At 73.5% G+C, this 13722-nt stretch carries 13 protein-coding genes; 11 read left to right on the forward strand and 2 right to left on the reverse strand.

What is annotated here, in order from left to right:
• The first annotated feature begins 61 nt into the window (after positions 1-61).
• Positions 62-871 (forward strand): hypothetical protein, encoded by an 810-nt coding sequence (locus MTP10_RS06160; RefSeq protein ID WP_310708017.1) that lies wholly within the window; start codon positions 62-64, stop codon positions 869-871.
• Positions 872-920: 49 nt separating this feature from the next.
• Positions 921-1580 (forward strand): YoaK family protein, encoded by a 660-nt coding sequence (locus tag MTP10_RS06165; protein WP_310708018.1) that lies wholly within the window; start codon positions 921-923, stop codon positions 1578-1580.
• A gap of 9 nt (positions 1581-1589) precedes the next feature.
• Here MTP10_RS06165 and MTP10_RS06170 read toward each other — a convergent pair whose 3' ends face one another.
• Positions 1590-2189: a TetR/AcrR family transcriptional regulator gene (locus MTP10_RS06170; protein ID WP_310708019.1), complete on the reverse strand. Its 600-nt coding sequence runs from the start codon at positions 2187-2189 to the stop codon at positions 1590-1592.
• 49 nt (positions 2190-2238) lie between these two features.
• On the opposite strand from MTP10_RS06170, the gene MTP10_RS06175 reads away from it, so the two are divergent.
• The 6 genes from MTP10_RS06175 to MTP10_RS06200 all read left to right on the forward strand — a co-directional run bounded on the left by MTP10_RS06175 (position 2239) and on the right by MTP10_RS06200 (position 9546).
• Positions 2239-3177: an alpha/beta fold hydrolase gene (locus MTP10_RS06175; RefSeq protein WP_310708020.1), complete on the forward strand. Its 939-nt coding sequence runs from the start codon at positions 2239-2241 to the stop codon at positions 3175-3177.
• Between the two features lie 132 nt (positions 3178-3309).
• Positions 3310-4920, forward strand: a complete 1611-nt coding sequence (locus MTP10_RS06180; RefSeq protein WP_310708021.1) for an ATP-binding cassette domain-containing protein — start codon at positions 3310-3312, stop codon at positions 4918-4920.
• Between the two features lie 181 nt (positions 4921-5101).
• Complete coding sequence (locus MTP10_RS06185) at positions 5102-5785, forward strand: hypothetical protein (RefSeq protein ID WP_310708022.1); 684 nt, start codon at positions 5102-5104, stop codon at positions 5783-5785.
• Positions 5786-5970: 185 nt separating this feature from the next.
• Positions 5971-7614: a sigma factor-like helix-turn-helix DNA-binding protein gene (locus MTP10_RS06190; RefSeq protein ID WP_310708023.1), complete on the forward strand. Its 1644-nt coding sequence runs from the start codon at positions 5971-5973 to the stop codon at positions 7612-7614.
• An 8-nt stretch (positions 7615-7622) separates the two neighbouring features.
• Positions 7623-8279 carry a hypothetical protein gene (locus MTP10_RS06195; RefSeq protein ID WP_310708024.1) on the forward strand — a complete coding sequence of 219 codons (657 nt, stop codon included), beginning with the start codon at positions 7623-7625 and terminating at the stop codon, positions 8277-8279.
• A gap of 82 nt (positions 8280-8361) precedes the next feature.
• Complete coding sequence (locus tag MTP10_RS06200; RefSeq protein ID WP_310708025.1) at positions 8362-9546, forward strand: NlpC/P60 family protein; 1185 nt, start codon at positions 8362-8364, stop codon at positions 9544-9546.
• A 4-nt stretch (positions 9547-9550) separates the two neighbouring features.
• Here the strand turns inward: MTP10_RS06200 and MTP10_RS06205 are convergent, their stop codons facing one another.
• Entirely contained in the window at positions 9551-10045 is a 495-nt protein-coding gene (locus MTP10_RS06205) for an inorganic diphosphatase (RefSeq protein ID WP_310708026.1), read from the reverse strand.
• 84 nt (positions 10046-10129) lie between these two features.
• Here MTP10_RS06205 and dacB point away from each other — a divergent pair, with 84 nt between their 5' ends.
• From dacB to tilS, 3 genes are all read left to right on the forward strand, one after another.
• Positions 10130-11551, forward strand: coding sequence for a D-alanyl-D-alanine carboxypeptidase/D-alanyl-D-alanine-endopeptidase (dacB, locus tag MTP10_RS06210; RefSeq protein WP_310708027.1), 1422 nt, complete (start codon positions 10130-10132; stop codon positions 11549-11551).
• Between the two features lie 77 nt (positions 11552-11628).
• Positions 11629-12705 (forward strand): zinc-dependent metalloprotease, encoded by a 1077-nt coding sequence (locus tag MTP10_RS06215; protein WP_310708028.1) that lies wholly within the window; start codon positions 11629-11631, stop codon positions 12703-12705.
• Between the two features lie 14 nt (positions 12706-12719).
• Positions 12720-13712, forward strand: a complete 993-nt coding sequence (gene tilS, locus MTP10_RS06220; protein ID WP_310708029.1) for a tRNA lysidine(34) synthetase TilS — start codon at positions 12720-12722, stop codon at positions 13710-13712.
• Positions 13713-13722: the final 10 nt, after the last annotated feature.

The raw sequence follows: 13722 nt of genomic DNA on the forward strand, positions 1-13722 counted from the left end.
GATCCGCTACTGTCGCATCTTCACGCTGTGCGGTCCGTCCAGCCGGAGGAACGACCCCCCGATGTCCCCAGCCACGGCTCGCCGGGCACGGCTCGACTCACGTCTCGGCGCGGTCGTCCTGGCCGCCGTGCCGACCCTCGTGCTCGCCCTGCCCCGCGAACCGTTCGGCTGGTTCGCGTACCGGCCGGTGGTGACGAGCGTCGCCGCCGCGGTCGCGGGGGAGGCCGTCGTCTGGGCGGACATGCTGTTGCCGGTGGCGCTGGCCCTGCTGGTGCTGTGGGCGCCCGCGTGGACCCGCCTGCTCGGGCTCCCGCTCACGCTGCTCGTCATCGCGGCCGACGTGGTGATCCCGCTGCGCTACCCGTGGACCCCCTCCCATCCGAGCCGGGGGATCGAACTCGCGGCCCTGGCCGCCGCGGCGGTCCTCCTCGCCGTCGCCCGGCCCGGGACCGGTGCGGCGGGTCGCAGAGCCGCGGCCGGATGGACGGTCGCGCTCGTCGTCGCGCTGTGGCCGGTGCTCCGGATGCGCCTCGCGCTCGCCGACCCGGCCACCCGGTGCGGCGAGTACGTCCACGCGACGACGGCGATCGACGACCTGTCCTTCTTCAAGATGCTGGCCATGGGCACCTTCGGCGTGAACGTCTGCCTGCTCGCCGTCACCGCGGTCGCCGCCGCGGGTCTCGGCACGCGTGGAGCCCGGGTGCTGGCCCTCGTCACCGTGGCGGGGCTGACGTTCCTCGTCCAGCCGATCACCGGCTACGGGTTCCCGGCGACCTGCCTGCTCGACCTGAGCCGCTGGCCGTACCTGGTCGCGGCCCTGTTCCTCCTGCTCGCGTGCGTCCCGGGACCGGTGCGGCGGCTTCGTCCGTGACCGGTGCGGCGGATATGAAGCGGACATGCCCTTCGCGTATGAAGGGGACATGCCCTTCGCGACGGGGAGGCGGCCCGAGCGGCTGACCGTGATCCTGGTCCTGCTGACGGGGGTCACGGGCGTGGTCGAGGCGGTGAGCTTCCTCGGGCTCGGTCACGTGTTCACCGCGGTGATGACCGGAAACGTGCTGTTCGCCGGGTTCGGCCTGGCGGGCGGCTCCATTCAGGCGGCCGGGCCGCTCGCGGCCCTCGCGGCGTTCGCGGCCGGCGCCGGCGGCGGGCACTGGATGCACGGCGTGCTGCTCAGGTGGCGTGGGCGGCGGTGGCTGGCGTTCGCCCTCGCCGGCGAGGGTGTGCTCATCCTGGTGGCGGCGCTGCTCGCGCTGCTCCTGAGCGACCGCCTGGGGCAGGATCCGCAGCGCTTCGCCGTCATCGTCCCCCTGGCCCTGGCGATGGGCTCGCGCAACGCCACGGTGCTGCGGGTGGCGGCCCACGACCTGCCGACGACCGTGGTGACCCGGTCGCTGGCGGGGCTGTTCATGCTGTCGTCGCTGGAGACCGCGGGCCGGCGCTTCGCCACGGTCGCCGCGACCTTCGCCGGCGCCGTCCTGGGCACGCTGCTGCTGGGCGTGCATCCGGCCGTCCCCCTGCTGGTCGCCGCCGCCGTCGAGGTGGCAGCCGGCGCCATCTGCCCTCCCGCGAAGGCCTGACTCCTCTTCTCACGGCGTGAAGAGGCGGTTCAGGTGGGCCGTCAGCAGGCCCACGGCCTCCTGCCCGTCGTACTGCCCGGCCAGCACGCTGGACTGGAGCCCCGTCACCAGGGCGAGCGCGATGGCCGCCGCGACCTTCGGATCCGCGCTCCCGGCGACCTGGCCGGCCTCCTGGGCCTCCCGGATCTGGCGGGCCACCAGGTCGCGCAGCGCGTTCGCGTACGTCAGGCCGTCGGGGGCGAGCTCCGGCCGGGTCAGCGTGAGCGTGTAGTGGGCCTGGTAAGCCAGCACGATCCGCCGGCTCTCGTCGTCGGTGGGGATGAGCGCCGTCAGCGCGCCGTACAGGAACGTGCGCGGTGTCATCGGCTCGCCGAGCGCCGCCACGGCCCGGGTCACCCGCTGCGCGATCAGCCCGCCCAGATGGGTGAGCACGCCGCGCAGCAGCTCCTCCTTGGTGTGGAAGTAGTACTGCACCAGCCGCAGCGAGACGCCGGCCTCGGCCGCCACCTCCCGCATGCTGGCCGCCTCCAGGCCGCGCGACGCGGCGATCCGGACCACCGCCGCGGCGATCTGGCTCCGGCGCTCCTCGTGGTCTACTCGCTTCGGCATTTTTTCATGATACACATGTATCAACAAAGACCGTCGAATGGAGTGAACGATGGCAGATCGCCCTCGGATCGGCCGGTTCCGCAACGAGAAGGCGGAGGAGCGCTACTTCGCCGGCTACGACGCGGCCATCCGCGACTGGCCGGCGCCGCTGGAGCAGCTCGACGTCCCCACCGCCTACGGCACCACCCGCCTCTACCGCACCGGCGTGGCGGACGGCCTGCCGGTGGTCTTCCTGCCCGGCCACGGCGGCAACTCGCTGGGCTGGATCCACACCAGCGGCCCGGTCGGCGCCGCCCATCCCGTCTACCTCGTGGACCCGGTCGGAGCGGCCGGGCGCAGCGTCCAGACCCGGCCCTTCGACGGCCCCGGCGACCTGACCGGCTGGCTCGCCGAGGTCCTCGACGGCATCGGTGCGCCCGCCGCGTACCTCGTGGGCTTCTCCTACGGCGGCTGGCAGGCGCTGCACGCGGCCATCCGCATGCCCGAGCGGGTGGCCGGGACGACGCTGCTCGACCCGGCCGCCTTCAGGGTGGCCGGCCTGCGCCACTACGCCTGGGGCTTCGCCTGCGGGCTCGGCCTCCACGCGCCGCCGTGGATCAGGCGACCCCTGGCCCGCCTGATCCACACCGACTCGATCAACCGGGCGGACGAGCTGCTCATGGTCGCCATCTCGGGCGCGTACCTGTACGAGCAGGGGCTGCCCCCGATGGTGCCCCTGACGGACGAGGAGCTGGCCGCCGTCACCGTGCCCAGCCGGTTCGTGTTCGGCGCGCACAGCACCATGCAGGACTCGGCCGCTGAGGCCCGGCGGCTGGCCCGGCTCGTCCCGTCCGCCGAGGTGGAGCTGGTGCCCGGCAGCGGGCACTCGGTCGCGTTCGACGTGCCCGACCTCGTCAACGCGCGCATCCTGGAGCACGCGGGCCGCGTGGCCCGTCAGATCGCAGGTGGGGAGAGGGCCGCGCCGCTCCGGGACCTGGGAGAGGTCTGACCTCGTCCGGTCACCGAGTCGGCTGCGTGGTCCGGCTCGGGGCGAACGGGCGAGGCCGTGGCAGCGGAAATCGAAGTGTCCGGGAGGCCGGCCGGCGGGTACCCTGCGCGAGGACCTAGGAAGGGAATCGCAGTGGGCCACGTGGAGATCGGGCATCTGACGTACGTCCTGCCGGACGGGCGGCCGCTGCTCAACGACGTGTCCTTCCGCGTCGGCGAGGGCGTCAAGGCCGCGCTCGTCGGCCCCAACGGCGCCGGCAAGACCACCCTGCTGCGGATCGTCGCCGGAGACCTCCAGCCCGTCGAGGGCGGCGTGACGAGCTCCGGCGGACTCGGCGTGATGCGCCAGTTCGTGGGCAGCGTGAGGGACGGCAGCACCGTCCACGACCTGCTGCTCAGCGTCGCGCCGCCGGCGGTGCGCCAGGCCGCCGAGCGGCTGGAGGCGGCCGAGCTGGTCATGATGGAGCGCGAGGACGAGAAGACGCAGATCCGCTACGCGCAGGCCATCACCGACTACACCGACGCGGGCGGCTACGACATCGAGGTCCTCTGGGACACCTGCACCGTCGCCGCGCTCGGCGTCCCGTACGACGACGTGAAGTACCGCGACGTGTCGACCCTGTCGGGCGGCGAGCAGAAGCGGCTCGTCCTGGAGGCGCTGCTGCGGGGCCCCGACCAGACGCTGCTGCTGGACGAGCCCGACAACTACCTCGACGTGCCCGGCAAGGAGTGGCTGGAGCGGCAGCTCAGGGAGACCCCCAAGACGGTCCTCCTGGTCAGCCACGACCGCCAGCTCCTCGCCAACGCCGCCGACCGCATCGTCACCGTCGAGGCCGGCAACATCTGGATCCACGGCGGCGGCTTCGCCACCTACGGCGAGGCGCGCAAGGCCCGCAACGAGCGCCTCGACGAGCTGCGCAGGCGCTGGGACGAGGAGCACGCCAAGCTCAAGGCCCTGGTCAACATGCTGAAGAACAAGGCCCGCTACAACGACGGCATGGCCGCCCCCTACCACGCGGCCCAGACGCGGCTGCGCAGGTTCGTGGAGGCGGGGCCGCCCGAGGTGCCGCCCGCCGAGCAGAACATCAGCATGCGGCTCAAGGGCGGCCGCACCGGCAAGCGGGCGGTGATCTGCGAGGGGCTGGAGCTGACCGGCCTGATGCGGCCGTTCGACCTGGAGGTCTGGTACGGCGAGCGCGTCGCGGTCCTCGGCTCCAACGGCTCGGGCAAGTCCCACTTCCTGCGGCTGCTCGCGGGCGAGCCGGTACGGCACGCCGGCACGGGCCGGCTCGGCGCCCGTGTCGTACCCGGCCACTTCGCCCAGACCCACGCCCGGCCCGACCTGCTCGGCCGCCCGCCGGTCGAGATCGTCATGACCGAGCACGCCAAGGACAAGAGTCAGGCCATGAAGGCGCTGGCCCGCTACGAGCTGGCCGGGATGGTCGCCGAGCAGCGCTTCGACACGCTCTCCGGCGGCCAGCAGGCGCGGCTGCAGATCCTGCTGCTGGAGCTGTCCGGCGCCACACTGCTGCTGCTCGACGAGCCGACCGACAACCTCGACCTGGCCAGTGCCGAGGCGCTCCAGGCGGGGCTCGACGCCTTCGACGGCACGGTTCTCGCGGTCACCCACGACCGCTGGTTCGCCGCCGACTTCGACCGTTTCCTGGTCTTCGGCTCCGACGGGACCGTCTACGAGTCGCCACACCCGGTATGGGACGAGACCAGGGTCGTGCGGGCGCGTTAAAGAGTTGGTACGGCAGGCGCGTGTCCCCTGCCAGCCGTACCCATGAAGCGGCTATCACGGCAAAGTGATCCCGCGTAGCCGAACCGTCAGCCTTCTCGCACTCGGGGCGATCTGCCTCGCCGGGTGTTCGACAGAGGTCTCCTCAGAACCCAAGCTCAAGCCGCTCACGCTCAAGGAGCAGGTGTCGCACGTCTCGAAGTCGTCCGACGGGTACGTCGTCAACTGGGCGGGAGTCCTCGCCAACGACAACCCGTGGCACTTCGGCGAGCACGTGGTCGCCACGATCGTCGGCCGGGACGCCGCCGGGCATGAGGTGGTCAGGATGGACCAGCCGCTCGACGCCGTGCCGCCCAACGGTGACCTGGCCTTCACCGGCCACGCCAACGCCGAGCACAAGCCGGCGAAGGTCTCCATCGAGTACCGGCCCGCCCAGTGGCGGATCGCCGCCCGCGTCCCGTCGGCCTTCCGGCCGTTCCCGGTGACGCGGATCCAGACCCTGCCGCAGAAGGACGGCTCGGTGGTGATCACCGGTTACGTGGGCAACCCGTACCGGCTCCCGGCGGGCAGCCTGGTGGTCAACGCGCTGCTGCGCGGCCGGGACGGCAAGCTGCTCGGGGGAGGCAGCACGTTCGTCGACGACGTCAAGCCGGGCCGCTCGCCGCGCTTCGTGCTGACCGTGGAGGGGCTGCCCGACAAGAGCACGGTGACCGAGGCCGAGGTGACGGCCCGCACGTGGGGCTCGACGGCGCGGCCGTACGAGGAGCTGGCACTGGGCGGCGCGGTGCCGCTGCACACGATCAAGCCGTCCATGCCGCCGTTCGCCGTGGACCGGGGCAGCTCGGTCGATACCGAGCACAAGGAGTGATCGCCGCCGCGTCCGTCTCCTCCCGGGACGCGGCAGGCGGGTAATACGAAATTTACTCTAAAAAGGCTAATGAATACTTCTGACAGGGCAATTCCGGTGCCGTTCTGACGGCCAAGGTGAACGAGCGACGCCGTACGCGCCGAAAGGGTAGAACTACAAGTTACTAATCCATTACATTCGGTCATATGAATGACCGCGTCCTGGTCGAAGCGCTCCGCGCCGGAGACCCGGATGCCCTCGCCGCGCTCTACGACGCGTACGCCGAGGGCATCTATAGATACTGCTGGTCCCTTCTTCCGCACTCCGACAGCGCGCAGGTGGCGCTCCGCGACACCCTGATCTCGGCCGCGGCGCACGCCGGCTCCCTTTCCGATCCGGGGCGGCTGCGGACGTGGCTCTACGCGCTGGCCCACGCCGAGTGCCTGCGCCGGCGGCTGGCCGCCCACCGGCCCGCCGCCGGCGACTCCGCTACGGGACCTGTGACGGGGTCTGCGACGGGCCCTTGGACGGGCCCTGAGGCATGGCCCGAGGCGCTCGTTCCTGTCGCCGGTCCGCCGGTCGAGGAGCTCTTCGCGCCCGGCCCGCCCGGCCCGCCCGGCGACCCCGCCGACGCCGACCTGCGCGTCATGGCGGCCAACGCGGTCCGCGACCTGCCCCTCGCCGACCGGGCGGTGCTGGAGCTGACGACCCGGCACGGTCTGACGCTGCCCGAGGTGGCCGCGGTGCTCGGCGTGCGCCCGCGCCAGGTCGAGGCCGCTCACGCGCAGGCCCGCGAGCGGCTCCGGGACGCGATCACGGCCGAGGTCCTGGCCCGCAAGGGACCCTACGACTGCGCCAGACGGGCCCGGATCCTGACCGGGTTCGCCGGTGAGCTGACGCCCGAGATGCGCGACCAGCTCGTCCGGCACCTGCCCCGGTGCGAGACCTGCGCGCCGCACCGCACCCGCCCGGTGTCGGAGGCCAAGGTCTTCGACCTGGTGCCGCCGGTGCCGCTGCCCGACGCGCTCCGGGTCAGGGTGCTGAGCTGCTTCGCCGACCCCGAGCTGCTGCCGTACCGGCGTTACGTCGCGAGGCGATCGGGGGGACTCGGCCCCGACGGGTTTCCCGTACCCGGTGACAGGCGGCCTCGCCGGTGGCCTCAGGCGGTGGCTGGCACGCTGGCGGCGGTCGCGTCCATGGTGGCGATAGCTGCCGTCTTCCACCAGTTCGACGGCGACCTGCATCGGCAGGGCGGCGGCACACCCGTCGCCCTGCCCGCGACGGCCGAGCCGCCCGGCGCCCGGCTGCCGTGGGGCCCCGCGCCGGGCGACCCCGCGGTCGACGTCGAGCCCATCGTCGAGCCGATCGTGGACTCGCGGGCGACGTTCCCGTACGGGATGTTCCACTCGGTCACGCCGGTCGCGCCGCCGCCGACCGCGGGCGCCGTCCCCACCCAGGGCTCCCTGCCGGGCACCACCGCCGCCACCCACGCGCCCGCGACGCCCCCGTCGTCCCCGGTCCGCCCGCCCGGCACCCCGGGCACCCCCGGCGGCCCCGTCACGCCGCCGGGCGTCCCGGGCACCCCGGGGACCCCGGCGAATCCGGGTAATCCCGGCACTCCAAGCAACCCAGGCACTCCGGGCACCCCCGGTGACCCGAGCGACGGAGGGCCCAGAGAGCACCAGAGCCACGGCCCCGGCGCCACCCCCTGCCCCCCGGGGCATCCCACCGGGAAGCCCACCGGGAAGCCGGCCCCCACCCCGGTGCCCGCTCCCACCCCGCCCCCCGCCCCCACCCCGGTCCCGACCGCCGAGCAGCCCCCCACGCCGTCCCTCACGGCCGCCCCCTGAGAACGTTCGTGCAGGCCTACCAGCTCCGCGAGGACCCGCACCTCGGCTGCCGGGTCTGCCCGCTGCCCGTCCGTCCGGAGCTGGCCGACCTGGTGACCAGGAGCCACCGGACGGCCTGGCCCACCTGGCTCGACCGGGGGCCGCGCATGCTCCGCGACGTCCTGGAGCTCTGCCGCCTGCGCACCGCCCGCGGCCTGGCCGTCCTGTCCTGGCTGGCCGCCGACCAGCCGCAGGACGAGCTCGACTGGTTCTGGGCCTCCCGCAGGCTGACCGGCCCGCGGCAGGAGCGCATGTACGCGGCCGCCGCCGATGTGCCCGACCCGGTGCTCGCCCTGGTGCTGGCCAACTGGACGTGGGCGCTCGGCAGCCTCCACGGCGGCCGGATCACCGCCCCGTACCTGGCCGGAGCCGCGTACCCCAGTGACGGCTTCCAGGCCGCCGACGCCACCATGACGCTCTACCAGACCTACGACCGGCACCCCGAGACACGCCCGGCGATCACCGCGGCCTGGGCGGCGGCCCGGGTCGGCGCGGACTGGTGCCAGGCCGCCGCCCTGCGCGCCCGCTACGGCACCCAGACGCCCGTCTTCACCTACCCGCGCGGCGCGCCCCCGCCACCGCTCGGCGTCCGCCCCTGGATGCAGCGCCTGTTCCGCCTCGGCTGAACACGCTCCGTGAGTTACGTGTGTGCGCAGAGTAACCTCTGGGAAAGGTGGTGCGTAATGCCACCAAAGAGGAGGGGAAACCATGCGCTCCGTCAGGGCGGGCCTCGCCGCCTGCCTGGTCGTCGCCCTGTGCCCACCGGCCGGCCCGGCCGCCGCGCTCTCCGCGCCGGCCCGCCTCTCCGCTCATTCCGGCGCGCCGGTCGCCGCCGCGCGCCCGCCGTCCACGCGGCAGGTCCACCGCGCCCGCCGGGCCGTACGGCAGCGCAGCAAGGAGCTCGGTGTCGCCAGCGCCGCCCTCGTCCACGCCCGCTCACGCCTCGACGAGCTGACCGCGAGCGTCGAGCGGCTGGTGGAGGCGTACAACGGCGAGATGGTCCGGATGCGCCAGGCGAACCAGGCGTACGACGAGGCGCGGGCGCGACTCGCCTCGGCCGACGCGGAGGTCGAGTCGGGACGGCGGGCCGTCGCCGTGCTCGCCGCCGAGAGCTACGGCGGCTTCGACCTGAGCAGGCCCCTGCTCCTCCTGATGAGCGACACCGGCGACTACGACGGCTACCTGCACCGGGCCAGCGTGCTGGAGGAGATCAGCGGCGAGCGCGCCCTCGTGCTCGACCGGATGCGCGACGCCCAGGCGGTCGCCGGCATCATGCGCGCCCAGGCCGCCGACGCCTACGCCGAGCAGCAGGCGGCGTCACGGCGCGCCGAGCAGGCCAAGATCGCGGCCGACCGGGCCGTGGCCCGGCAGCGTGAGGAGACCAGAAGCCTGCGCCGGGAGCTCCACGGGCTGGAGCGCCGGGTCGACGCGGCCCGGAGCAGGGCCGACCGGCTGGCCAGGGAGCGCGAGGCGGCCCGCCAGGCCCGGCTCGCCGGCCTCAGCGGCGGCCTGGTCGCCAAGGGCTCGGCCGGCGGCGACCTGGCCGCCAACTGGGCGCTCACCCAGCTCGGCAAGCCGTACGTCTGGGCGGCCGCGGGGCCGTCGACCTACGACTGCTCCGGCCTGACCATGCGGGCCTGGGAGCAGGTGGGAGTGCGGCTGGACCACTGGACGGGCACCCAGTGGACCTCCGGACCGCACGTCCCGCTCGACCAGCTCCACCGCGGCGACCTGCTGTTCTTCGGCTACGAGAGCGAAGATCCCGGCACCATCCACCACGTGGGCATCTACGTGGGCGACGGCATGATGGTCCACGCCCCGCAGACCGGCGACGTGGTCCGGGTCGCCTCGATGTGGCGGCCGGACCTGGTGGGCGCCACCAGGCCGGCCTGAGGAATCAGTGAGCGTGGCCCTCTTCGCGCGCCCGCTCGAAGGAGCGCTTGATCTCGACCTCGGCCTCCATGCGGCCGACCCAGTTGGCGCCCTCGACCGACTTGCCGGGCTCCAGGTCCTTGTAGACCTCGAAGAAGTGCTGGATCTCCAGCCGGTCGAACTCGGGCACGTGATGGATGTCGCGGATGTGCTCCATGCGCGGGTCGGTGGACGGGACGCAGAGGACCTTGTCGTCACCGCCCTTCTCGTCGGTCATCCGGAACATGCCGACGGCGCGGCAGGTGATGTAGCAGCCCGGGAACGTCGGCTCCTGCAGCAGCACCAGCGCGTCGAGCGGGTCGCCGTCCTCGCCGAGCGTGTGCTCGATGAAGCCGTAGTCGGCGGGGTACTGCGTGGAGGTGAACAGGAGCCGGTCAAGCCTGATCTTCCCGGTCTCGTGGTCCACTTCATACTTGTTCCGTTGTCCCTTGGGAATCTCAACGACAACGTCGAACTCCACCGCGGTTCCTCCGCTCACACCCCCCGGCACCCCCGGGTGGGCGTTAATGTCTCGTAGGCGAACACCAGGAGAGAGGTCAGGGACGTGGCGCGGCACGAGCGGTGGGTGATGCTGACCACGCTCGCCCTGCTCCAGGTCCTGACGATCGTCATCGGCGTCTACGCCGTGACGAGCGACCTGAACCTGGACGCCCTGACGAGGCAGTCGTCACCGGACGAGCCGACGGCGTCTCCTGAGGGGTCTCCCGCCGCCCCCGTGGTCACCGCGGGCCCGGTACTGCCCGGGCTGCCGGCGAGGGCCGGAGACGGACCTCTCCCGACTAAGAGTACTTTGACCCGCCAGCTCACCGACGCGCTGGGGGACAAACAGCTGGGGGCCCGGGTGGGCGCCGTCGTCCTGGACGCGGCCACCGGGGAGCGCATCTTCGCCGCCGGCGCGGACACGGGCATCACCCCCGCCTCCACCACGAAGCTGGTCACCAGCACCGCCGCGCTCGCCGCGCTCGGTCCCGACGCCCGCCTGGCCACGCGCGTCGTGCAGGGCGCGTCGCCCGGCGCGGTCGTGCTGGTCGGCGGCGGCGACCCCACGCTGGCGGGCCCCTCGGCCAGGCCGGGCTCCTACCCCAGGCAGGCGTCGCTGGCCACGCTCGCCGCGCGCACCGCCGCCGCGCTCAAGGCCAAGGGCGTCACCAAGGTCACGCTCTCGTACGACGCGTCGCTCTACACCGGCTCGGGCGTCTGCTCCTGCTGGAAGCCGAACTACATCCCCGACGGCGAGGTCGCGCCCGTGTCCGCGCTGGCGATGGACGAGGGCCGCCGCACCCCCAGCCAGTCCACGCCGCGCGTCTCCGACCCGCCGCGCTACGCCGCCGCCGCGTTCGCCCGGCTCCTCGGCCGCCAGGGCATCGGCGTGGCGCGGTCCGTACGCCCGGCCAAGGCCGCCGCCGGCGCGGCCGAGCTGGCCCGCGTCGAGTCGCCGCCTCTCTACGCCCTGGTCGAGCACACCCTGACCTTCAGCGACGACGACCTGGCCGAGGCGCTGGCCCGCCAGGTGGCGATCAAGGAGGGGCAGCCCGCCTCCTTCGAGGGCGGCGCCGCCGCGACCCTGCAGGTGCTCAAGCGGCTCGGCCTCTCGAACGGCGTCCAGATCCGCGACGGCAGCGGCCTGTCGCCGTTCAACCGCATCAGCGCCGACGCGCTGGCCCGCGTCATCGCCACCGCGAGCGGCGCCACCCACCCGGAGCTGCGCGCGATCGCCTCCGGCATGCCGGTCGCCGGCTTCTCCGGCACGCTCGGCAACGGCAGGCGCTTCACCGAGGCCGACAGCAGAGGCCAGGTCGGGCTGGTCCGCGCCAAGACGGGCACGCTCAACAACGTCAACACGCTGGCGGGGATGGCGACCACCAAGGACGGCCGGCTCGTCACGTTCGCCTTCATGGCCGACCGCGTCCCCCTCAACGCCGAGCCGGTCCTCGACCGCCTCGCCGCCATCGTCTCCCGTTCCTGACGCCGAAATGGTCGCTCCTCAGTCCGGACACCGGCGCTTCTTCGCGGGTTGGGAGAGGACCACGTACGGTGGACGGTATGCAGGTGATCGACTGGGATCTGGCCGTCTCGACCGGCACGCGCCTGGTGCGCCCCGGTCCCCAAGTGACCCGTGAGGAGGCCAGGCAGGCCGTCACCGAGCTCCGTACTCTCTCGCGGGAGGCCGAGGGCCACGTGCGGGAGTTCACCAAGATCCACGCCGACGCCGCGCCGCAGACGGCGACCGTCGTGGACCGGCCCGGCTGGATCAGGGCCAACGTCGAGGGCTTCCGCGTCGTGCTGGAGCCGCTCACCCAGCGGATCGGCGGCGGCGCCAATCCGCCGCCACCCATCGTCGCTGCCGTGGGCTCCCGCATCACCGGCGTCGAGGTGGGCGCCGTGCTGGCCTTCCTCGCCTCGCGGGTGCTGGGCCAGTACGAGCTGTTCCTGCCGCCGGACCCGTCGGGCCGGGAGCCGGCGGGCCGCCTGACGCTGGTGGCGCCCAACATCGTCCACGCCGAGCGGGAGATGAACGTCGACCCGCACGACTTCCGCCTGTGGGTGTGCCTGCACGAGGAGACGCACCGGGTGCAGTTCACCGGCGTGCCCTGGCTGCGCGAGTACATCCGCTCGCAGATGACCGAGTTCCTGCTCGCCTCCGACCTCGATCTCACCACGGTCCTCGAACGGCTGCGCAGTGCGGCCGACACCGTGGCCGACGTGGTGCGGGGCGGCGAGGGCAACCTCATCGATGTCATCCAGACGCCTGCCCAGAAGGAGATCCTCGACCGGCTGACGGCCGTGATGACGCTGGTGGAGGGGCACGGCGACTATGTGATGGACGCCGTGGGCCCCTCCGTGGTGCCGTCGGTGGCCGACATCCGGGCCAAGTTCGCCCAGCGGCGAGAGGGGGGCTCCAAGCTCGACCGGACGATCCGCCGCCTGCTCGGCATCGAGCTCAAGATGAAGCAGTACGCCGAGGGCTCGGCGTTCGTGCGCACGGTGGTGGGCAAGGTGGGCATGGACGGGTTCAACCGGATCTGGACCTCTCCCGAGACGCTGCCGACGACGCAGGAGATCTCCGACCCGGACGCCTGGATCCGCCGCGTCATCGGCGCTCCGGCGCTCCCGGCCTGACCGAGCCGTCTCCGGTGGGTCCGCATCCGGCCGTGGCCGACGTCCGGCGGGCCGTGCGGGAGGCCCTGGCCGGCCTGCCGCCGGACGGGCCGGTGCTCGTGGCGTGCAGCGGCGGCGCCGACTCGCTGGCGCTGGCCGCCGCGCTCGGCTTCGTCGCGCCCCGGGCCGGTCTGGAGGCCGGGCTGCTCACGGTGGACCACGGGCTGCAGGCGGGCTCGGCCGAGCGGGCCGGGGAGGTCGCCGCCCTCGCCGGGTCGCTGGGGCTGGGCGTGGCCGAGGTCCTCACCGTCGAGGTGGGGACCGAGGGCGGGCCGGAGGCCGCCGCCCGGGACGCCCGCTACCGGGCCCTGGCCGGGGCCGCCGACCGGCTCGGCGCGCAGGCCGTGCTCCTGGGGCACACCCGTGACGACCAGGCCGAGACCGTGCTGCTCGGGCTGGCCAGGGGGAGCGGGCTGCGGTCGATCTCGGGGATGGCCGCGCGCAGCGGCCGTTACCTCAGGCCGTTGCTGGAGATCCCCCGCGCGACGACGGTCGCCGCGTGCCGCGCACTCGGGCTCAGCCCGTGGGACGATCCCCACAACGCCGACCCTCGCTTCACCCGGGTGCGGGTGCGCGCCCGGGTCCTGCCGCTGCTGGAGTCGGAGCTCGGGCCGGGGGTGGCCGAGGCGCTCGCCCGGACCGCCGCGCTGGCCCGGGAGGACGCCGACGCCCTCGATCTGTGGGCCGGGAAGGCTTATCAGGATTGCGCTCTTAGCGATATCGGCGGATCTGTGACCCTGTCCGTCCCGGCGCTGGAAGCCCTCCCGGGGGCGGTGCGCGGGCGGGTGCTGCGCCGCGCTGCGGTCGCCGCCGGGACGCCCGCTGGAGCGCTGTCGGCGACGCACGTACGCGCCGTGGAACGCCTGGTCACGCACTGGCGCGGGCAGAAGCCGGTGGACCTGCCCGGGGGTCGGGCCGCGGTGAGGCGGTATGGCACCCTGATACTCGCCATCAGTCCCATCCCGTAAGGAACCACAG

This window comes from Nonomuraea sp. 3-1Str (assembly GCF_031570565.1).
Lineage (GTDB): Bacteria > Actinomycetota > Actinomycetes > Streptosporangiales > Streptosporangiaceae > Nonomuraea.

Bases quoted from the DNA above. Each gene is read 5' to 3' on its own strand.
- MTP10_RS06160 (WP_310708017.1), top strand. From the start codon at position 62: ATGTCCCCAGCCACGGCTCGCCGGGCACGGCTCGACTCACGTCTCGGC.
- MTP10_RS06165 (WP_310708018.1), top strand. From the start codon at position 921: ATGCCCTTCGCGACGGGGAGGCGGCCCGAGCGGCTGACCGTGATCCTG.
- MTP10_RS06170 (WP_310708019.1), bottom strand. From the start codon at position 2,189: ATGCCGAAGCGAGTAGACCACGAGGAGCGCCGGAGCCAGATCGCCGCG.
- MTP10_RS06175 (WP_310708020.1), top strand. From the start codon at position 2,239: ATGGCAGATCGCCCTCGGATCGGCCGGTTCCGCAACGAGAAGGCGGAG.
- MTP10_RS06190 (WP_310708023.1), top strand. From the start codon at position 5,971: ATGAATGACCGCGTCCTGGTCGAAGCGCTCCGCGCCGGAGACCCGGAT.
- MTP10_RS06200 (WP_310708025.1), top strand. From the start codon at position 8,362: ATGCGCTCCGTCAGGGCGGGCCTCGCCGCCTGCCTGGTCGTCGCCCTG.
- MTP10_RS06215 (WP_310708028.1), top strand. From the start codon at position 11,629: ATGCAGGTGATCGACTGGGATCTGGCCGTCTCGACCGGCACGCGCCTG.